Source organism: Stenotrophomonas maltophilia group sp. RNC7 (genome assembly GCF_030910085.1).
In the GTDB taxonomy this organism is placed as follows: domain Bacteria; phylum Pseudomonadota; class Gammaproteobacteria; order Xanthomonadales; family Xanthomonadaceae; genus Stenotrophomonas; species Stenotrophomonas sepilia.
Genome location: NZ_JAVFVN010000888.1, coordinates 143,249 through 161,645, shown reverse-complemented (window position 1 = coordinate 161,645; position 18,397 = coordinate 143,249). Strand labels below are relative to the sequence as shown.

The 18,397-nt window shown below is 67.2% G+C and carries 19 protein-coding genes; 8 read left to right on the top strand and 11 right to left on the bottom strand.

Annotated elements, in window-relative coordinates:
• The first annotated feature begins 134 nt into the window (after nt 1-134).
• Complete coding sequence (locus RCF13_RS22620; protein ID WP_134967834.1) at nt 135-1,667, top strand: MFS transporter; 1,533 nt, start codon at nt 135-137, stop codon at nt 1,665-1,667.
• A gap of 4 nt (nt 1,668-1,671) precedes the next feature.
• On the top strand, nt 1,672-2,229 hold the full coding sequence (locus tag RCF13_RS22615) for a TetR/AcrR family transcriptional regulator (RefSeq protein ID WP_061479404.1): 558 nt from the start codon (nt 1,672-1,674) through the stop codon (nt 2,227-2,229).
• A gap of 128 nt (nt 2,230-2,357) precedes the next feature.
• On the opposite strand, the gene RCF13_RS22610 is transcribed toward RCF13_RS22615, so the two are convergent.
• A complete protein-coding gene (locus RCF13_RS22610) occupies nt 2,358-3,236 on the bottom strand; it encodes an AraC family transcriptional regulator (RefSeq protein ID WP_134967833.1) in 879 nt (292 codons plus the stop codon).
• A 106-nt stretch (nt 3,237-3,342) separates the two neighbouring features.
• On the opposite strand from RCF13_RS22610, the gene RCF13_RS22605 reads away from it, so the two are divergent.
• On the top strand, nt 3,343-3,879 hold the full coding sequence (locus tag RCF13_RS22605) for a peroxidase-related enzyme (protein ID WP_134967832.1): 537 nt from the start codon (nt 3,343-3,345) through the stop codon (nt 3,877-3,879).
• Between the two features lie 38 nt (nt 3,880-3,917).
• On the opposite strand, the gene fdhD is transcribed toward RCF13_RS22605, so the two are convergent.
• Nucleotides 3,918-4,766: a formate dehydrogenase accessory sulfurtransferase FdhD gene (fdhD, locus tag RCF13_RS22600; protein ID WP_308141561.1), complete on the bottom strand. Its 849-nt coding sequence runs from the start codon at nt 4,764-4,766 to the stop codon at nt 3,918-3,920.
• A gap of 483 nt (nt 4,767-5,249) precedes the next feature.
• Between fdhD and RCF13_RS22595 the strand changes: the two genes are divergently transcribed.
• Nucleotides 5,250-5,789, top strand: coding sequence for a DUF411 domain-containing protein (locus RCF13_RS22595; RefSeq protein ID WP_134967830.1), 540 nt, complete (start codon nt 5,250-5,252; stop codon nt 5,787-5,789).
• A gap of 125 nt (nt 5,790-5,914) precedes the next feature.
• Here RCF13_RS22595 and blaL1 read toward each other — a convergent pair whose 3' ends face one another.
• Complete coding sequence (gene blaL1 / locus RCF13_RS22590) at nt 5,915-6,787, bottom strand: L1 family subclass B3 metallo-beta-lactamase (RefSeq protein WP_134967829.1); 873 nt, start codon at nt 6,785-6,787, stop codon at nt 5,915-5,917.
• Between the two features lie 205 nt (nt 6,788-6,992).
• Here blaL1 and RCF13_RS22585 point away from each other — a divergent pair, with 205 nt between their 5' ends.
• The gene (locus tag RCF13_RS22585; RefSeq protein ID WP_061480327.1) at nt 6,993-7,259 is read left to right on the top strand and encodes a hypothetical protein; all 267 of its coding nucleotides are present in this window, start codon (nt 6,993-6,995) and stop codon (nt 7,257-7,259) included.
• Nucleotides 7,260-7,268: 9 nt separating this feature from the next.
• On the top strand, nt 7,269-8,447 hold the full coding sequence (locus tag RCF13_RS22580; RefSeq protein ID WP_134967828.1) for a low temperature requirement protein A: 1,179 nt from the start codon (nt 7,269-7,271) through the stop codon (nt 8,445-8,447).
• Between the two features lie 69 nt (nt 8,448-8,516).
• Here the strand turns inward: RCF13_RS22580 and RCF13_RS22575 are convergent, their stop codons facing one another.
• From RCF13_RS22575 to pip, 8 genes are all read right to left on the bottom strand, one after another.
• Entirely contained in the window at nt 8,517-9,068 is a 552-nt protein-coding gene (locus RCF13_RS22575) for a DUF1697 domain-containing protein (protein ID WP_134967827.1), read from the bottom strand.
• Nucleotides 9,065-9,706 (bottom strand): response regulator transcription factor, encoded by a 642-nt coding sequence (locus RCF13_RS22570; protein WP_061480324.1) that lies wholly within the window; start codon nt 9,704-9,706, stop codon nt 9,065-9,067. Before RCF13_RS22570 ends, RCF13_RS22575 begins: the two co-directional genes overlap by 4 nt.
• Nucleotides 9,699-10,754 (bottom strand): ATP-binding protein, encoded by a 1,056-nt coding sequence (locus RCF13_RS22565; RefSeq protein ID WP_134967826.1) that lies wholly within the window; start codon nt 10,752-10,754, stop codon nt 9,699-9,701. Before RCF13_RS22565 ends, RCF13_RS22570 begins: the two co-directional genes overlap by 8 nt.
• A 238-nt stretch (nt 10,755-10,992) precedes the next feature.
• A complete protein-coding gene (locus RCF13_RS22560; protein WP_134967825.1) occupies nt 10,993-11,730 on the bottom strand; it encodes an MgtC/SapB family protein in 738 nt (245 codons plus the stop codon).
• A 30-nt stretch (nt 11,731-11,760) separates the two neighbouring features.
• Complete coding sequence (gene mgtA, locus RCF13_RS22555) at nt 11,761-14,520, bottom strand: magnesium-translocating P-type ATPase (protein ID WP_134967824.1); 2,760 nt, start codon at nt 14,518-14,520, stop codon at nt 11,761-11,763.
• A gap of 63 nt (nt 14,521-14,583) precedes the next feature.
• On the bottom strand, nt 14,584-14,883 hold the full coding sequence (locus RCF13_RS22550; protein WP_049410891.1) for a hypothetical protein: 300 nt from the start codon (nt 14,881-14,883) through the stop codon (nt 14,584-14,586).
• Between the two features lie 293 nt (nt 14,884-15,176).
• Nucleotides 15,177-15,476, bottom strand: coding sequence for a hypothetical protein (locus RCF13_RS22545; protein WP_134967823.1), 300 nt, complete (start codon nt 15,474-15,476; stop codon nt 15,177-15,179).
• Nucleotides 15,477-15,796: 320 nt separating this feature from the next.
• Nucleotides 15,797-16,744 (bottom strand): prolyl aminopeptidase, encoded by a 948-nt coding sequence (gene pip / locus RCF13_RS22540; RefSeq protein WP_061480318.1) that lies wholly within the window; start codon nt 16,742-16,744, stop codon nt 15,797-15,799.
• A 114-nt stretch (nt 16,745-16,858) separates the two neighbouring features.
• Between pip and RCF13_RS22535 the strand changes: the two genes are divergently transcribed.
• Nucleotides 16,859-17,524 carry a TraX family protein gene (locus RCF13_RS22535; RefSeq protein WP_134967822.1) on the top strand — a complete coding sequence of 222 codons (666 nt, stop codon included), beginning with the start codon at nt 16,859-16,861 and terminating at the stop codon, nt 17,522-17,524.
• A gap of 458 nt (nt 17,525-17,982) precedes the next feature.
• Nucleotides 17,983-18,339, top strand: coding sequence for a hypothetical protein (locus RCF13_RS22530; protein ID WP_032962681.1), 357 nt, complete (start codon nt 17,983-17,985; stop codon nt 18,337-18,339).
• The last annotated feature ends 58 nt before the right edge of the window (nt 18,340-18,397 follow it).

Genomic DNA, 18,397 nt, shown 5'->3' with positions numbered 1-18,397 from the left:
GGCCACACTCGGCAGGAGCGGCGCGGCAACATGAACATTGGCCGGACCCCAATCTGAACCGGTGGTACTGTCTCCATAACTATACCGGATATCCTGTATAGTTTTGGTGGTACTTCATCCCATCAGGTTCTCCCATGGCTCTGTCCCAGCCCTTGGCCGGCGCTCCGGCCCTGTCGCGTGCCCGTCGCTGGGCACTGTTGTTCACCGTCGCCGCCGGCCTGCTGCTGGTCACGCTGGATAACTCGGTGCTCTACACCGCACTGCCCACACTGACTGGGGAACTCTCGGCCAGCGCCGGCCAGGCGCTGTGGATCATCAATGCCTATCCACTGGTGATGGCCGGCCTGCTGCTGGGGGCGGGCACGCTGGGCGACCGCATCGGCCACCGCCGCATGTTCCTGATCGGCCTGGTGGTGTTCGGCGTCGCCTCGCTGGCAGCGGCGTTCGCCGACTCCGCAGCGCAGCTGATTGCCGCACGTGCGTTGCTGGCGGTCGGCGCGGCCGCGATGATGCCGGCCACGCTGGCGCTGATCGGCCTGAGCTTCCACGAAGAGCGCGAACGCAACATCGCGATTGCCATTTGGGGTTCGGTGGCCATCGTCGGTGCGGCGCTCGGCCCGATCATCGGTGGCTGGCTGCTGCAGCATTTCTGGTGGGGCTCGGTGTTCCTGATCAACGTGCCGGTGGTCGTGGTCGCGTTCGTGGCCACGCTGCTGCTGGCACCGGAAGGCCAGCGCGACACCTCGCGGCCGTGGGACCTGGTTTCGTCGCTGCTGGCTCTGGCGGCACTGTCCGGCCTGGTGCTGGCGATCAAGTCGCTGATCGCGACGCCGCCGTCGTATGCGCTGGGCGCAGGCGCGCTGCTGCTGGCCGTCATCAGTGGTGCGGCGTTCGCACGCCGCCAGCAGCAGTTGCCGTACCCGCTGCTGGACTTCGCGATCTTCCGTAATCCGGCGTTCCTGGCCGGCACGCTGTCGGCGGTGTTCACCCTGTTCGCGATGGCCGGCCTGCAGCTGGTCACCACCCAGCGCTTCCAGCTGGTGGCAGGCTTTTCGCCGCTGCAGGCGGGCCTGCTGGTGTCGGTGGCCGCGCTGGGCAGCCTGCCCAGTGCGCTGCTGGGCGGCAGCATCCTGCACCGGGTGGGCCTGCGCCCATTGATCTGCGGTGGCCTGGCTGCGGGCGCGCTGGGCGTCGGCGTGGTGGCGTTCGGCTTCCCGCACGGCCTTGGCTGGGTGGTCGCCGGTATGGCCATCACCGGCTTCGGTATGGGCGCGGCCATCTCGGTGGCGTCCACGGCCATCCTCAACAATGTGCCGGCGCACCGTGCGGGCATGGCGTCTTCCGTGGAAGAAGTGTCCTACGAGTTCGGTGGCCTGTTGGCTGTGGCGATGCTGGGCAGCCTGAGCGCAGCGATGTACAGCGCGTTCCTGCCGGTCTCGGCCGATATGCCCGCGCTTGCCCGCGAGGGTTTCACCCAGGCGCTGCATGCCGCGCGCGAGAGCGGGCAGGGTGATTGGTTCGCACTGGCTGCGGCGGCATATGACCGTGGCTACCAGAGCGTGCTGCTGGTGATCACGGCGGTACTGGCGCTGGGCGCGACGATCCTGGCGCACCTGCTGCGTGGCCGGGCCGGCAGCCGTGAGGGCGCCGCCGATCGCGTAAAATGACGCCATGAGAACCAGCAAGCGCGACCGCATCCTCGACGCTGCCGTCAACGTGATCAATCGTGACGGCGTGCGTGCGGTGACCTTCGAGTCGGTGGCGGCCGAGGCCAAGCTGACCCGCGGCGGCCTGCTGTACCACTTTCCCTCGCGCGAGGCGCTGCTGCGCGGGATCGACGAGTACCTGGCGCAGGCCTGGGAGGCGTCCATGGAAACGCTGCTGGGCAAGCGTGCGGACGAAGCCTCGGCGCTGGAGCGTTACCAGACCTTCGTGCGCGTGTCGGCCCAGAGCGCCACCCGTGCCGAACTGATGTTCATGCTCGAATCGGCCGACCCGGAGGCGGGCGAGCGTCCGTGGGGCCCGGCGGTTCAGCGCTGGGCACCGTCCGCGCCGGAGGCCGGGAATGTGGATCCGACGACGCTCGACAATTTCGTGGCACGTCTGGCCGCCGACGGCCTGTGGATCTACGAGGCGATGTACGAAGGGCAGCTGGATGAAGGCGTACGTGCCCAGGTGGCCGAGCGCATCGCCGGGCTGCTGGCAAAGTCTGACGGCACGTCCAGTTGAGCGGCCGGCCGGCGCGCCGACATCGCCCGTGGTAGAGCCGACCGCGGGTCGGCTGCTCTGCGGCCAAGCCATGAAAACCCCGCGCTTTGCGCGATGGTCGGCCAGCGGCCGACCCTACCCTGACGCAATTACCGAGCCTGCGTGGCGCTCGCGTCCAGCCACGCCCTGGGCGATGCCCCCAGCCGCTTGCGGAACGCCTTCGACAGTGACGGGGTATCGGCAAACCCCACCTCGATCGCCACCTGCTTGACCGCCACGCCGGCCCGCAGCTGCGCGCAGGCCAGGCTCAGCCGCCAGTCCAGCAGATAAGCGGCCGGCGTCGCCTGCATCACCTCCTTGAACACGGCCGCGAACGCACTGCGCGACATGCCGGCGGTCGCGGCCATGCGCGGCAGCGTCCATTCGTCCTGCGGCGCCTGGTGCATCGCCACCAGCGTACGAGCCAGCCGCGCATCGGACAGCCCGCGCATCAGCCCATGGCTGACGCCCGCTGCATCCGGATGATCGACCACCCAGCGCAGGATCTGGATCAGCGCGACCTCGAACAGGCGGTTGGTCAGCAGCCGTGAACCGCAGCGCTGGCGATCGGCCTCGGCAAACAGCAGCTGCAGGGTGTCATCCAGTTCGCCGATGGCCGCCAGCGGCACCACCATCACCGGTGGCAGCGACTGCACGATCGGATTGCGCGCACCGCCATCGAAATCCAGCGTGGCGCAAGTGAAATCCGGGCCATCCAGCGGCGCGTTGAAGAACACATGGTGCAGCGGCTGCGGGTACAGCAGCAGGCTGGGTGTGTCGATCTTCAGCCGGGGCAGCGCGATATCGCCGTCGGGATGGCGGACTTCCATTTCACCCTGGCGCAGGATGTGCAGGAACGCACGACCGGGCTGCGGCTCGAAGACATGCTGCCCGCACAGCGGGCCACTGTGGAACAGCGCCGCCTGCACCCGGAAGCGTTCCAGCAGGGAGGAGAGGCGATCTGGCGCAGGGGCGGCGGGCATGCTCATGGACGTATGGACAACATGTGTGGCGAATTACGACTGATGCGTCCGGAGAGTCTCCCTAGGATGAGCGGGTCGTCCAATCCCGGGCGCTTTCCCAAGGAGATCCACCATGTCCCGTGTCCCCCTGATCGATGCCGCCAACACCACCGCCGAACGCCAGGCCCTGCTGGGCCAGGTCAACGCCGCCTTTGGCGCCACCCCGGCCATGTTCCGCGCCGTAGCCAATTCGCCGGCCGTGCTGAAGAGCATGTGGGGTTCGTTCGGCGCACTCGGTGGCGGTCGCCTGTCGCCGCTGCTGGGCGAGCAGATCGCCGTGGCCATTGCCAACCGCAATGCCTGCGAGTACTGCCTGGCCGCGCACACGGCACTGGGCCGCAAGGCCGGCGCCAGCAGCGAGCGGATGGCTGCCGCGCAGATCGGCCAGTCCAGTGACCCGGCGACCGCCGCTGCCCTGGACTTCGCGCTGAAGGTGGTCGAGCAGCGTGCGCAGATCGCCGATGGCGACGTGCAGGCGCTGCGCGCGGCTGGCTTCGATGATGAGCAGATCGTGGAGATCCTCGCGCATGTGGCGCTCAACCTGTTCACCAACTACGTCAACGTCGCGTTCGACGTGCCGGTGGACTTCCCGAAGGTCGCGCTGCGCTGAGGTCTACCGGGCCGGGGGCGCTGTGCTCCCGGCCATCTTCAGCGGGCGTGGCCGTCGTCCGCCTGCAGCCGCTCCGGATGGGTATATACATTGAACCCGCTCTCCCGCGCGAACCCGACCAGGCACAGGCCGGCGCTGCGGGCCAGGTCGATCGCCAATGCGGTCGGTGCCGAGACTGCAGCCAGCACGCTGGCACCGGCGCGCACCGCCTTGCTGACCATTTCGTAGCTGGCCCGGCTGGAAATCACCAGCAGGCCGCCTTTAATGGTGTGTTCGTTGTAGTGCAGCGCGCCGATCAGCTTGTCCAGCGCGTTGTGGCGGCCGACGTCCTCGCGGACCCAGCCGATGCGCCCACTGGCATCGGCCCAGGCGGCGGCGTGGATGGAGCCGCTCACCGCATTCATCGGCTGGTGCTGCGCCAGCGTGGCCACCGCGCGCTGCAGAGCGGCGGCGGCATAGCTGCGTCGTTCGCGGACCTGCGGCAGTGGGCGCAGCACTTCCTCCAGCTGGCGCGTGCCGCACAGGCCACAGCCACCACGGCCGGGCAGCAGGCGTCCATTGGCCGGGTCCAGGTCGGCACCGGATGCCTCCTCGGCCACGGTCATCTGTAATTCGATGCCTTCCAGCTGCGGGCGGATCTCGATCGACAGCAGCTGCGAGGGCGTGTCGATCAGGCCCTCGCTGAGCGAGAACCCGAGCGCGAAGTCTTCCAGGTCGCACGGGGTGGCCATCATCACTGCAAAGGGGGCATCGTTGTAACGCAGCGCCACCGGCACTTCTTCGGCCACCATGTCGACCTGCTGCTGTTGCCTGCCGCCGCGCCAGCGCTGCAAGGGGCGCTGGGCGGTGCCGGCAGGCGGGATGTGCGGCGGGATCGAATAAGGCATGCAGCGCGTCCGGGCAAGGGGGAAACGCGGGCGGGCCACCGCCTGCGGTTTCGAGGATAGCGCAGTGGTCGCGTACAGACGCGGCTGTAACCGTTGCCCTGACAGGTTGTGCTGAAAACAGCCAGTGCCCTCTGGCGAAGCGGCGTGGGCCGTGCTTGACTGTGGGGCTTGCTGCGCAGCCGAAACGACCGCCCGCCGGCGTCGTGCCGTTCGTTGTAGCGTTCCTCCCGCCGACCTGCCTTGGCATGCTGGCCACGTTGAATGGAACGCCAGTCTCGCCGTGGCGCGAGGCGCCGGCAGCCGCCAGTTCCCCGCAACGGGCATCGCCGCCGATGCCTGACCCGTTGCGTCCCCCCATTGCGTGATTTCCTGCAGGCGCTCAAGCGCCTGCCATGACTGTTCGACTTTTTCTCGACTCTGCCTGCGACTTCGATGCGCGGGCGGCGGGCTGCGTTGCCCGACTCTGCAAAGGAATCACTCCCTATGCACCGTACTCTCTCCCTCGGCCTGCTGCTGGGCACCGTGTTTGCCACGACCGCCTGTGCACGTGCCGCCGAAGAATCCGCCGCCGCACCGATCGCCAGCGCAGCATCGGTGGCACCGATCCAGGCCAGCCCGGCCAAGGTCGATCCGGCCTTGCCGGTGGCCATCGTGCACAAGACCGCCAGCTGTGGTTGCTGCGGCATCTGGGTCGACCACCTGAAGGCCGCGGGCTTCCAGGTCGAGGTGCGCGACACCGATGACATGAATCCGATCAAGGTTCGCCTGGGCGTGCCGGTCGGCAAGGCCTCCTGCCATACCGCCGAGATCGGCGGGTATGTGGTCGAGGGCCACATACCGGCCGAGGACATCAAGCGCCTGCTGGCCGAACGCCCGGCCGCGCGCGGGCTGGTGCTGCCCGACATGCCGGCCGGTTCGCCGGGCATGGAAATGCCGGATGGCTACGTGCAGCCGTATACCGTCGAGCTGGTGCGCACCGACGGCAGCACCGAGCCGTTTGCCCGGCACGGACAGGGTGGCTGATGGACGGCGGGTGCCGGTCGTCCTGACCGGCACTCTTCGACGCGTCCTGTGTAGAGCCGAGCCCACGCTCGGCTGTTGTCGGCCGGCAAGACGAGCATGGGCTCGGCTCTACAGGATCTGCAGAATCAGCGTGCCGTGGCCGTTTCCTTGGCCAGCTGCGCGTCGAACTTCTTCTCGGCCGCATCCGCGTAGGCTTTGCAGCTCAGTACCTTCTCGCTGGCGTTGCTGCCAGCAGCATAGTTCCAGTTGCTGGCGCCCGGATGCGGGGTCAGCAACAGGTCGCAGGGCAGGCCGCGCACCGTAGCGAAGCTGCGTCGGTAGTCCTCGACCAGGCGGGGATAGCGGGCATTGCCCTGCAGCTGGTAGCCCGGCGCGCTCAGGCTGTCGGCATAGGCGATGCGCACCGGCTTGCCATCGCGCGTATCGGTCCAGGTCCAGGCGGTGCTGCCCGGGGTGTGCCCGGGCATGAAGTAGGCGGTGAACTCGATGCCGCCCAGCTTAACGACCTCCCGATCCATGACGATGCGGTCTGCATTGACCGGTGGAAACGTGATTTCGTCGCCGAAATGAAGGTCGTCGCTGCCGCCTCGGGCCAGCAGCACTGCGGTTTCGGCGTTCACGACCACCTGCGCCCCCGTGCGGCGCTTGATCTCGGCCACAGGGCCGGCGTGGTCGGTGTGCGCGTGGCTGAGCAGGACCATGCGCAGGGGACCGGTATTGGTTCCGCTGGCCTTCATGTTGGTCAGGAGGTAAGAGGCCATTTGCGGCATGCCACCATCGATCAGGACGAGGCCATCAGCCGTCTGGACCAGCAGTGCCGTCAGGTCATGCGTGCCGATCTGCCAGGTGTGATCGGCGATCTGCAACGGCGCCATCGGTTGCAGCCAGGAAGGGTCCACCGTGTAGGCCTGCAGCTGTGGCAGCGATGCGTCGGCGGCGGCGCCGTCGAAGGTGATGAGCGTGGCGGCCAGGGCGAGCGACGAGAGGCGAAGGTGCATGATGGAAAGAAGGTCGAAAGAGAGGAGGATGACGTTAACACGCACCTGGCGGCGCGCAGTTTCGCGAATAACTCATGGCTCCGATAAGGCGGCCTCGGTATCGGCAGCCGATTGTTCGGCCGATCTGGACTGTGAATCCATGTACACGGGCTGGAGCGAAGAATCGGCCGGGGCTAGCCTGTTCTCAGGCTCAAGGAGGTGGACCATGCATGTGCTCATGGTGATGCTCGGTGGCGTGCTCCTGCTGGGGGTGTTCCTGCTGTTTGGCCAACTCTGGAGCGTGGGCACCTCGCAGCTGCGCACGGCGCTGATCGCCTTCATCGCCACCTGGCTGCTGGTGGCCGTCGCCAACATGTGGGTGGGGGTCAGCAAGGCCGGTTATACGGTACGCGAGGAGCTGCCGATCCTGTTGCTGGTGTTCGCCGTGCCGGCGCTGCTGGCCGGGTTGCTGTACTGGCGCCTGGCGCGCTGAAGGCGTTGCATGCGTACCCGACCGCGCCTGCCCGCGCTGCGCCACCGAGATGGTCACCATGCCCGCGTGACCTACGAAGAACTGTTCTTCGATCTGGTCTACGTATTTGCGGTCACCCAGCTCAGTCACCACCTGTTGCACCACCTGGACCTGGCTGGCGTGCTGCAGACCCTGGTGCTGTGGTTCGCAGTCTGGCTCGGCTGGCAGTACGCGTGCTGGGTCAGCAACTGGTTCGACCCGCAGGCGCCGCGCATCCGCGGCTTGCTGTTCACCACAATGCTGTTGGCGTTGTTGATGTCCTCGTCCATCCCCGAGGCGTTTGCCGAGCGTGCGTGGATCTTCGCCGGAGCGTACGCCACGATGCAGGTCGGACGCACCGCGTTCGTGCTGTTCGAGGTCGGCCGCAACCATCCGTTGGCGCCTAACTTCCGTCGCATGCTGGCCTGGGTCAGCGTCTCGGCCTGCTTCTGGCTGGCCGGCGCAGTGGCCGAGGGCAATCTGCGGCTGGCACTGTGGGCGGTGGCAGTTGCCTGCGAATACATCTCGCCGATGTTCGGCTTCGCCTTCCCGGGCATGGGTCGTTCGCACACCCGCGACTGGACCATCGAAGGGGGGCACCTGGCCGAACGCTGCCAGCTGTTCGTCATCGTCGCGCTGGGTGAGACGATGCTGGCCACCGGTGGCGTGCTCAGCAACGTCGAGCATTGGAGCCTGGAAGTGGTTTCAGCGGTGCTGGCCACCTTCGCCGGCACGATTGCCATGTGGTGGCTGTACTTCGGCATCTCCAGCCACGATGCCACTGAGGCCATCACCCACGCCGAAGACCCCGGAAGGATGGGCGCCAACTTCCACTACGTGCATGCATTGCTGATCGCCGGCATCATCGCCACGGCGGTGGGCAATGATCTGGTCATGGACCATCCGGGGGTGGCCGCCACCAAGGTTTACGCCAGCGTGATGGTGGCAGGCCCGCTGATCTATCTGCTGGGCAGTGCCCTGTACAAACGCGTGGTCTATGGGCACGCGCCGCGCTCGCATCTGCTGGGCGCGGTGGCGCTGCTGGTGCTGGGGCTGGGGCTGATGCTACCGCACGTGCACCTGCTGGCCGCCGGATGGCTGACCAGCCTGGTGCTGCTGGGCGTGGGGCTGCTGGATACGCGATTGAAGCGCCGCTTGCTGCGGGCGTGATCCGTTGGGTCCGCCCACTGCTTCAGCCTTCACGGAGCGCGAGCGCGGCGCAGTGCCTGAGGGTCGACGCTACCGCCTCCGGCCAGCACGCGGATTGCTGGCAGGCCAGGTAAGCGCTGCGGCCATCACTGCAAGCTTGCCGATTGTGTTCATATTGCGGGCGGTGCCGTGCTGGGCATAGGGCACCCGCAAGCGCGAGTCGGCCATGCCGGCACCGTAGTGGATGAAGATCTCGCGCGTGCCGAGTGCAAGCTGTTCGTCGCGCCGGCCGGTCACGCCGTCCAGCGGATCGGCAGGCAGGCTGCCGTCGAGGAACAGGGCGACCACACGGTTGCCGGCCGCCTGCGCAAACGGGTTGCGTGCCACCACACCGGCAATCTCGTTGGCCGAGCGCACCAGCACGCCCACCGGCTTGCCGGCATAGGCCTGGAGCCGCTGGCCGAGGGCCTGGCGCACGCCTGTTTCGTCGAGCGAGCTGCGCAACACCACGTTGCCGCTGGCGATGTACGTGCGGACATCGGCGAAGCCTGCGTCCTCGCACATTGCCACCAGTTCGCGCATCGGCAGCTTGCCGGTGCCGCCGACGTTGACCGCGCGCAGCAGCGCGACGTGGACGTTCATGGCGTACCCGCCTGCAGGCGGTCGTACATGCGCACCAGGTCAACCAGGGTGCGTGCGCCCATCTTGCGCATCACCTGCGCACGGCGCACCTTCACCGTGATCTCGCTGACGCCCAGATCGCCGGCAATCTGCTTGTTGAGGCGGCCGCGCACCACGCCATCGACCACCTCGCGCTCGCCGGCATTGAGGGTGTGCCAACGCAGCTGTAGCGCGCCGAGCGCCTCGTCCTCGCGGCGGCGCTGGCGGTCGATCTCGATGCCCTTGTGGATGGCATCAAGCAGTTCCTGGTCACGGAAGGGCTTGGTGAGGAATTCGATGGCGCCGTCCTTGATCGCGTTGACGCCCATCGCGATGTCGCCGTGGCCGGTGATGAACACCACCGGAAGCTGCAGGCCGTGGTTGCCCATCGTGCGATGGAATTCAAGACCGCTCTGGCCGGGCATGCGCACGTCCAGCACGAGACATGCCGGTGCGTCTTCCAGCGCGTGTTCGAGGAAGGCCTGGGTGGAGGCGAAGGCCCGCACCTGCAGGCCCATCGAGGCCAGCAGGTCTTCCAGTGCCGCGCGCACCGACGGATCGTCGTCGACCACATAGACGATGGGTGCCGGATCGGGGTTGGCGGCAGTCGGCTTACGCATGGTGGGCGTCCGTGGCAATGGGCAGGTCGAACACAAAGCAGGCACCGCCGCCTGCCGGTCGTTCGGCACGGATCTGGCCGTCGTTGGCTTCGATCATCGAGCGGCTCAGGCTGAGACCCAGCCCCAGACCGTGCGACTTGGTGGTCCAGAAGGCATCGAAGACGCGTTCGGGATGGTCGGCGGGCAGGCCGACGCCGCGGTCACGCACACTGAGGCTGACCCGCTGGCCGTCGCGCCGGGTCAGCAGGGACAAGCGGCGGTCGGCGGTGGGCACGGTCTCCATCGCGTCCACCGCATTGAGGATCAGGTTGCCGATCACCTGCTGTACCTGCACGCGGTCGGCCTGCACCGGTGGCAGCTCGGCGTCCAGCAGCAGCGCCACGGCCACGCCATGCCGGTCCAGCTCGCTGCGCGACAGCGCCAGCATTTCCTCCACCGCCTGGTTCAGATCGAAGGCGCGTCGCTGCGGTGCCGCGCCCTGGGTCAGGCCACGGATGCGGGCGATCACGTCGCCTGCGCGGTGTGCATCGGCGAGGATGCGGGCCACGGTCTGGCGGGCCTTGTCCACGTTCGGTGGGTCCTGCGCGAGCCAACGCTGGCAGGCTTCGGCGCTGCTGGCGATGGCCGCCAGCGGCTGGTTCACTTCATGCGCGATGGAGGTGGTGAGCTCGCCCACGGTGGAGGCGCGCGCTACCCGCAGCAGGCGGCCCTGTGCTTCCTGCACGGCGGCCTTGGCCGCTTCCATGTTCAGGGCAAGGTAGGTTGTGATGCCGATCACCAGCATGCCGATGACCGAATTGACCAGGCCGATGCGGTAGGTGCCGAAGCGGGTCAGGAAGAAGCTCACCCCGGTCAGCGCGATGCAGGCCAGGGCAAGCGTGATCAACCCGCGTGCGCCCAGCACGCGCGATGCGGCCAGAATGACCGCCGCGTAGAAGCAGGCAGCGGCAACCGCGTAATCGGTGACGGTGTCGATCAGGAAGATCGCCGCCATCACGACGATCAGGACCAGCAGCACCAGTGGGCGGCGGGGCGACAGCGATGGCATCGGGGAAGCTCCCTGGCGTGGGCGGAAAGGATAGCAAAGCCGCCATCGGTGGATGCCGACCCTGTTCGGCACCGGTCAAAGCGATGCCTGGTAGTGCCGGCCGCTGGCCGGCATCTGCAGGGTGCTTCCGGAGATCATGAGGTTGCCGGCCAGCGGCCGGCACTACCGCAGTGGTGGGCATGCCGAGGCGATGCACGGGGCGTCCGGAGATCATCAGGTCGTCGGCCAGCGGCCGCCACTACTCCTCCAGGCCGGCGTTCCAGAACCCCTGCAGGACGCCGGGCGTGGTCGCCAGCGTGGCCAATACCGCATCGAGTTCGCCGGCATCGACGGTGGTGGCATACAGCACCGCTTCGATCTCCACGTCGCGCTCGCCAAACGGGCGCTGGTCGACCGCGCGCACCGGGTACTGCGCCTGTTCAAGCAGCAGCAACAGCTGGTCCAGTACCTCGGCCTGCTGCTCGCGCTGGCAGACCACGTTGATCGCATAGGTTGCCTCGCTGAACGCTTCCGGCAGCGGCTGCCGATGGATGCGGTTCACCACCGGCCGCAGCAGGGTGTTGGCGGCCAGCACGAACACCGCGGCGAGCACTGCTTCGGGCAGCAGCTTGATACCGGCACATGCTCCCACCGCCGCCGATCCCCACAGGGTGGCGGCGGTGTTCAGGCCGGACACCTGCGCGCCGTCCTTCATGATCGCGCCGGCACCAAGGAAGCCGACGCCGGAGATCACATAGGCCACCACATGCAGCGGTGACGGTGGGCCGCCGTACAGGTCATGGAAGCGCACCGCCAGATCGACGAACACCGCCGCACCCACCGCCACCAGCGTGTTGGTACGCAGGCCGGCGGTGCGTTGCCGCAGCTGCCGTTCCAGGCCGATGATCGTGCCCAGCACGAACGCCACCGACAGGCTGATCAGCGAGCTGAGCGTGGCGCCGGCGTTGAACGCCGGCAGGTTCGGATTGATGTCCATTGTGTTTCTCCCTGGACAAGCGGCGGGCGCTTACTGCCAGCCGTAACGACGGATGTAGAACCGCTTCAGCGCAGTGGTCAGCACCGCGTAGCCGAACAGGATGGCCACCAGGAAAGGCCAGTAGCCGGCCGGCAGCGCCTGCAGCTTGAAGTAGCCGGCCAGCGGGCTCATCGGCAGGGCCACGCCAATCGCCATGATCAGGCCGGTCATCAGCAGCAGTGGCGGCGCGGCGATGCTCTGCAGGAACGGCACCTTCGGCGTGCGGATCATGTGCACGATCAGGGTCTGGGTCAGCAGGCCGACCACGAACCAACCGGACTGGAACAGACCCTGGTCGGCCGGCGTGCGTGCATCGAACACGTACCACATCAGCGCGAAGCAGGTCAGGTCGAAGATCGAGCTGATCGGCCCGAAGAACACCATGAAGCGGCCGATGTCCGCCGGGTTCCACTTCAGCGGCCTGCGCACCAGCTCCTCGTCCACGTTGTCGAACGGAATGGCGATCTGCGAGATGTCGTACAGCAGGTTCTGCACCAGCAGCTGCAGCGGCAGCATCGGCAGGAACGGCAGGAACGCGGAGGCCACCAGCACCGAGAACACATTGCCGAAGTTGGAGCTGGCGGTCATGCGGATGTACTTCAGCATGTTGTTGAACGTGCGCCGGCCCTGGATGACGCCTTCCTCCAGCACCATCAGGTTCTTCTCCAGCAGGATGATGTCGGCGGCCTCCTTGGCGATGTCCACCGCACTGTCCACGCTGATGCCGATATCGGCCGCGCGCAGCGCCGGTGCATCGTTGATGCCGTCGCCGAGGAAGCCGACCACCTTGCCCTGTGCGCGCAGTTCGCGCACCAGGCGCTCCTTGTGCAGCGGCGTCAGCCGCGCGAACACGCGATGGTGGTGCAGCGCCCGCGACAGCGCGCCGTCGTCCATGCGCTCGATCTGCGGCCCGGTCAGGATGGTGTCGGCATCCAGTCCCACCTGTGCGCACACACGGGCGGTCACCAGTTCGTTGTCGCCAGTGAAGACCTTGACCTCGACGCCGTGTGCGGCCAGCGCCTGCAGCGCCTGCGCGGCCGATTCCTTCGGCGGGTCCAGGAAGGCCACGTAGCCGACCAGGGTCAACCCGCACTCGTCCGCCTGCGAGTAGGTGGTCTGGCTGGCTGCGGTCTCCTTCATCGCCACCGCCACCACGCGCAGGCCCTGTTCGTTCAGTTCCTCGGTGGTCTGCCGCACCCGCGCCAGGCGGCGCTCGTCCAGTGGCATGTCCTGGCCGTTCTCGCGCACGGTGCTGCACACCGCCAGCATCTCTTCCACGGCTCCCTTGCAGATCAGCTCATGGTGGTCCTCGCGCTCGGAGACCACCACCGACATGCGGCGGCGCTCGAAGTCGAACGGGATCTCATCCACCTTGTGGTAGTCCTGCGACAGCCGCAACGAACTCTGCAGCTCCACGTGCTCCAGCACCGCGCGGTCGAGCAGGTTGATCAGGCCGGTCTGGAAGTGACTGTTGAGGTAAGCGAACTTCAGTACGTCTTCCGAATCCTGGCCGAACACATCGGTGTGGCGCTCCAGCGCGATCCTGTCCTGGGTGAGCGTGCCGGTCTTGTCGGTGCACAGCACTTCCATCGCGCCGAAGTTCTGGATGGCATCCAGGCGCTTGACGATCACCTTGCGCCGCGACAGCAGCACCGCGCCCTTGGCCAGGGTGGAAGTGACGATCATCGGCAGCATTTCCGGCGTCAGGCCCACCGCCACCGACAGCGCGAACAGGAACGCCTCGGTCCAGTCGCCCTTGGTCCAGCCGTTGATCAGCAGCACGAATGGCACCATCACCAGCGCGAAGCGGATCAGCAGCCAGCTGACACTGTTGACGCCGGCCTGGAACGCGGTGGGCGCACGGTCGGTGGCGGTGCTGCGCTGGGCCAGCGTGCCGAAGTAGGTGCGGTTGCCCGTGGCCAGCACGATGGCGGTGGCCGTACCGGACACCACGTTGGTACCCATGAACAGCAGGTTGTGCTGTTCCAGCAGGCCGGCCAGGCCATCGCCCGGGTGCGCGAACTTCTCCACCGGCAGCGATTCGCCGGTCATCGCTGCCTGCGCCACGAACAGGTCCTTGGCGGTCAGCACGCGGCAATCGGCCGGAATCATGTCGCCTGCCGACAGCACAATGTGGTCGCCGGGTACCAGTTCGCGGATAGGCAGGTCCAGCAGGCGTGCCGGGCGGCGGCTGTGCAGGTGCGCGCCGAAGTACTGGTCGGCCACATCCGCAGCCTCGGTGCCGGGATTGCGGCGCAGAACGCGCGCAGTGTTGCCGACCAGTGCCTTCAGCCGCTCGGCAGCACGGTTCGAGCGACCCTCCTGCACGAAGCGGATCAGCGTGGACAGCAGCACCATCGCACCGATGACGATCGTCGCCTTGATGTCCTCGGTCAGCCAGGACACCGCCGCCAGCACGGTCAGCAGCAGGTTGAACGGATTGCGGTAGCACTGCCACAGGTGGCGCCACCACGGCAGCGGCTTCTCGTGATCCACCTCGTTGGGGCCGAGCGTGGCCAGTCGCTCCTCGGCCTCATGCGGGCTGAGGCCATCGGCATGTGATTCCAGCGTGGTCAGCAGCTCGGCTTCGTCCTGCTGGGCGAGGGTGACCAGGCCGGTGGTGAGCGCGAACGGCGCGGCCTCGGCGCTGCCAGGGCCGAAGCCGGCTTCGGGCATCGCACGGCGGCGGAACAGGTTGCCTGCGCGGCGGCTGCGCAGGAAGGCGTTGAACCAGGCGTTGAGCAGGCTCATGGGACGCTCCTCGAATGTCAGAGCCGGCCGCAGCCGGAACACGAACGGAATGGGTGAGACAGATCAGGCGTGGCGCATGGCCAGCACCGCCGGCGACCACGGCTGCATGCGCAGGCGCTGGCTGCCACCGATGCACAGTGGCTTCATCGCGTCGCGCAGGGGATAGGGCAGGTGCCGCAGCACGTTGATGCGTTCGCTGATCGGCAGCAGCGACAGCGCGTCGGCCACCACGCGTGGCGAACCGAGCGACAGCGAACGGGCGAACATCACGGGGCCGTGTTGCAGCAGCTGGCTGCGCAGCGCGGCGACATCGCGCTCGCCGATCAGGCGGCGCAGCGTGATGTAAAGGATCTTGTAGGACATGGGGGTGATCTCCAGGCAGGCGGCGCCTGGCGGCCCCCCGTCACTCAAGCAGGCAGGGACCGGCGGGCAGGCGCCAGGAACAGGCAGCAATCAGGCATACGGGTCGCGGTGCGCCCGGAAGGGTCGGGGTCCATCTGCGTCTCCATGAGGGGAGGGGGCCGGCCAGGATTGCCCTGGCCAGTGGCGATATTGTCCGCCCCTGAACGGGGCAGGCCTAGAGGCCGGTGGGTTAGCCCGGCTATACCTTGGTATAGCCGGGCATGCACAGCGCCAATCGAGGGTTCAGTGATGGATCAATGCGGAGCGCTGGTCTGCTTGCACACGTCGTACTCGCCATGGCTCAGCGTCTTGTTGCGGTCGGTATCGCAGGCATGCAGGCGTTCGGCCCAGTCCGGCGCCACCGCATCGACTTCCGCCAGGGTGACGATGCCGTCCTTGTCCTTGTCAAGCGAGTCATAGGGCGGTATCAGCTTCACTTCGGTGACGTCTTCGGCGGCGGTGGCCCTGCTCGCCTCCTGGGTTCTGGAACAGGCGCCCAGCAGCAGGGCCGCACAAAGCGAGAGTGCAATGGGAAGGTAGCGACAAGCGATCATGGCGTGCTCCTGAAGAAAAGGCGGACGACCGGTGCGGTGGTCACGGCAGGATCTTCTGCGCGGGCCTGTAAGTGGGCTGCGAAGAATGGGGTCCGTCGACCATTGCCGGTGGGCCGCCATTCACCGGGCCGCGCAGCAGCGACTGTGCGCGGACGCCTTGGGGGAGGTGGCTCGACGGAGATGGCTCGGTAGCGTCGTGTGCTGGTCGACTATCGCGCGCAGCGCGGGGCCTTCAGCTTCCTGCCAAGAGCAGTCGACTAACAGTCCACTCTACCCTCGAACGGCAGGAAGCCGGCCAGCGGCAGGCACTCCCGTCTGCTTCAGAAGCGGTCTGCAAAGGCGTCCGTGGCTCGCACCAGCGCATCCACCGTGGCCGGCTCGTTGGCACTGTGGCCGGAGGTCACCATCTCCAGCCGCGCTTCCGGCCAGGCCTGGGCCAGGTCCCACGCACTGCGCGGTGGGCAGATGATGTCGTAGCGCCCCTGCACGATCACGCCCGGCAGGTGACGGATGCGATCGATATCGCGCAGCAGCTGGTCGGGTTCCAGGAAGATGCCGTTGCGGAAGTAGTGCGCCTCGATGCGGGCCTTGGCCAAGGTATCCAGCGGATCATCAGTGGATTGGGCGTCGACGTCGTGCTGCAGGGTTGCCGCGTTGTCTTCCCAGCCCAGCCAGGCCTGCGCGGCCTCGATGCGGGTCGCCTCATCCGGGCCGTCCATGCGGCTCCAGTAGGCCGCAATCATGTCGCCGCGCTCGGCTTCCGGGATGTAGGCCTCGTAGCGGTCCCAGCGCTCCGGAAAGATCCAGCGCGCACCGCCATCGGCCTCGGCGAACCAGCGATTCTCCATTTCGCGTCCGAGGAATACGCCGCGCACGATCAGGCCGGTGGCGCGCTCGGGATGCGCTTGTGCGTAGGCCAGTGACAGGGTCGACCCCCAGGAGCCGCCATAGACCAGCCAACGCTCGATGCCCAGGTGCTCACGCACTTTCTCGATGTCGGCCACCAGGTCCTGCGTGGTGTTGTGGCGCAGCTCGCCGAACGGCGTGGAACGGCCACTGCCGCGCTGGTCGATCAACACGATGCGGTAGCGTGCCGGATCGAAGAAGCGGCGATGGGTGGGTGAAATGCCCGCGCCTGGGCCGCCGTGCAGGTACACCACCGGAATGCCGCCCGGTGTGCCGCACTCTTCGACATGCAGCGTGTGCAGATCGCTCACCTTCAGGGTGAACTCGCGGTAGGGTTCGATGGCGGGGTACAGGGTGCGCATGGCGGGTGTCTCACAAGCAGGGGCGGCCAGCATAGCGCCGCCACCTGCGGGCTGCAGCGACGGGCTCCTGCGCGGCGCTGGAAATGGGCTGGCCGATGCGCATAAGCTTCCGCGATGCAAGCGACCACGACAGGGACGTCAACCTTCAACTTCACCCTTGGCAGCGGCGCGCGCGAGCTGCTGAAGTGGGTCGCACTGCTGGCCATGACGGGTGATCACGTGGCCAAGGTGGCCTTCGGCGGCTACGTGCCGGTGGTCAGCGAACTGGGGCGTATTGCCTTCCCGCTGTTCGCGCTGGTGATGGCCTGCAACCTGGCCCAGCCCGGGGCCGACCTGCGCAAATCGATACGCCGGCTCGTGCTTTGGGGGCTGATCGCCCAGCCAGTGCACGCATTCGCGTTTGGTTCCTGGCTGCCGCTCAACATCCTGCTTACCTTCACGCTGGCGGCCGTGGCCGTTCATGCGCTGGCGAACCATCGGCCCGTTCTGCTGTTGCTGGCTGCCGGCGTGCTGCCGATGTTCGTGGATTACCAGTGGGCGGGTGTCGGCTGCGTGCTGGTGGGTTGGATCGCGTTCCGGCATCGCGCGCGGTGGCTGTTGCTGGCCGGGCTCGCAGCGGTGTGCTGGGCGAACCACAACGGCTGGGCGCTGCTGGCGATACCGGTGGTGCTGCTGGCCGCGCGGGTGAATTGGCCACTGCCGCGCTGGCGGTGGGTGTTCTACGGGTACTACGTGGGACATCTGGCGGTGCTGGCGTTGATTGCCTATCTGCTTGCGTAATGTCGCAACTGGCGCGTCGCCTGTCTTGAATGCCGGATGCGGTCAAGGAATGCGCGGTGCCGATGCGGGTGAAGCATGCCGCCATCGGCATGGTGCAAGTTGTTGAATCTTCGGCTCGATTGTCGATATGCGACAATGCTGCCACTGCGTGAACGTTGCTGTCTTTGCACGTGGGTTGTTGGCGCCTGCCACCCCGCCGTGCACATGATGGATTGCCGCCGGAAAAGGGTGGCCGGGTGTGGAAACCCGTTTAGCTATGCGTTGTTTACGCTTGCCAGCCGGCGTCGCCTTGCGCGGCGCCGGCTGGCATTCCGTTCGCGTTCCATGGCGGGCGGTACGTGGGGTGCGCGCAAGCGAACCCACCGGGTAATGACGCTTAGCTACCGGTTTCCACACACGTACCGTCCGCCGCCTTTGTTAAGGGCGGTGGTCCCGCATGCCTTGCACGGAGACCTGCCATGAACGCATCGGAGTTTCCCCATCAGCGCGCCCCGGCCAATGCCGATGAGGGGCACGACATCCCGCCCGATCCCAACAACCTGACGGCCCTGCTGCATCGCATCGGGTTGGGCGCGGCTGCAGACGGCCAGCCCTGGCCCGAGCGCCATCAGCTGCCGGGCCGGTGCCTGGCGTTGGCCGACGCCGACGGTGCACTGGCCGGGCTGCGTATCGTGCAGGAGATCCTGCTGGCGGCCGAACGCGCCCGCCAGAATGGCGGCCCGGAACAGTACGTGGGCGATCGCGTGATGGAAGGTCTGAAGCTGGCCGCGCTGGCGTTGACCAGCCACGCCATCTACCGCCTGCATCCCGAGTAGATCCACGCCATGCGTGGATGCCGTTCATGTAGAGCCGGACAAAACGCAGCCGAGCATG

Coding starts and splice junctions, on each gene's coding strand:
- RCF13_RS22550 (WP_049410891.1), bottom strand. CDS start 14,883: ATGTCCTACAAGATCCTTTACATCACGCTGCGCCGCCTGATCGGCGAG.
- RCF13_RS22535 (WP_134967822.1), top strand. CDS start 16,859: ATGCAAGCGACCACGACAGGGACGTCAACCTTCAACTTCACCCTTGGC.
- RCF13_RS22610 (WP_134967833.1), bottom strand. CDS start 3,236: ATGAGCATGCCCGCCGCCCCTGCGCCAGATCGCCTCTCCTCCCTGCTG.
- RCF13_RS22585 (WP_061480327.1), top strand. CDS start 6,993: ATGCATGTGCTCATGGTGATGCTCGGTGGCGTGCTCCTGCTGGGGGTG.
- RCF13_RS22545 (WP_134967823.1), bottom strand. CDS start 15,476: ATGATCGCTTGTCGCTACCTTCCCATTGCACTCTCGCTTTGTGCGGCC.
- RCF13_RS22560 (WP_134967825.1), bottom strand. CDS start 11,730: ATGGACATCAATCCGAACCTGCCGGCGTTCAACGCCGGCGCCACGCTC.
- RCF13_RS22570 (WP_061480324.1), bottom strand. CDS start 9,706: ATGCGTAAGCCGACTGCCGCCAACCCCGATCCGGCACCCATCGTCTAT.
- RCF13_RS22565 (WP_134967826.1), bottom strand. CDS start 10,754: ATGCCATCGCTGTCGCCCCGCCGCCCACTGGTGCTGCTGGTCCTGATC.
- RCF13_RS22620 (WP_134967834.1), top strand. CDS start 135: ATGGCTCTGTCCCAGCCCTTGGCCGGCGCTCCGGCCCTGTCGCGTGCC.
- RCF13_RS22605 (WP_134967832.1), top strand. CDS start 3,343: ATGTCCCGTGTCCCCCTGATCGATGCCGCCAACACCACCGCCGAACGC.
- RCF13_RS22580 (WP_134967828.1), top strand. CDS start 7,269: ATGCGTACCCGACCGCGCCTGCCCGCGCTGCGCCACCGAGATGGTCAC.
- mgtA (WP_134967824.1), bottom strand. CDS start 14,520: ATGAGCCTGCTCAACGCCTGGTTCAACGCCTTCCTGCGCAGCCGCCGC.
- RCF13_RS22530 (WP_032962681.1), top strand. CDS start 17,983: ATGAACGCATCGGAGTTTCCCCATCAGCGCGCCCCGGCCAATGCCGAT.
- RCF13_RS22575 (WP_134967827.1), bottom strand. CDS start 9,068: ATGAACGTCCACGTCGCGCTGCTGCGCGCGGTCAACGTCGGCGGCACC.
- RCF13_RS22615 (WP_061479404.1), top strand. CDS start 1,672: ATGAGAACCAGCAAGCGCGACCGCATCCTCGACGCTGCCGTCAACGTG.
- fdhD (WP_308141561.1), bottom strand. CDS start 4,766: ATGCCTTATTCGATCCCGCCGCACATCCCGCCTGCCGGCACCGCCCAG.
- blaL1 (WP_134967829.1), bottom strand. CDS start 6,787: ATGCACCTTCGCCTCTCGTCGCTCGCCCTGGCCGCCACGCTCATCACC.
- pip (WP_061480318.1), bottom strand. CDS start 16,744: ATGCGCACCCTGTACCCCGCCATCGAACCCTACCGCGAGTTCACCCTG.
- RCF13_RS22595 (WP_134967830.1), top strand. CDS start 5,250: ATGCACCGTACTCTCTCCCTCGGCCTGCTGCTGGGCACCGTGTTTGCC.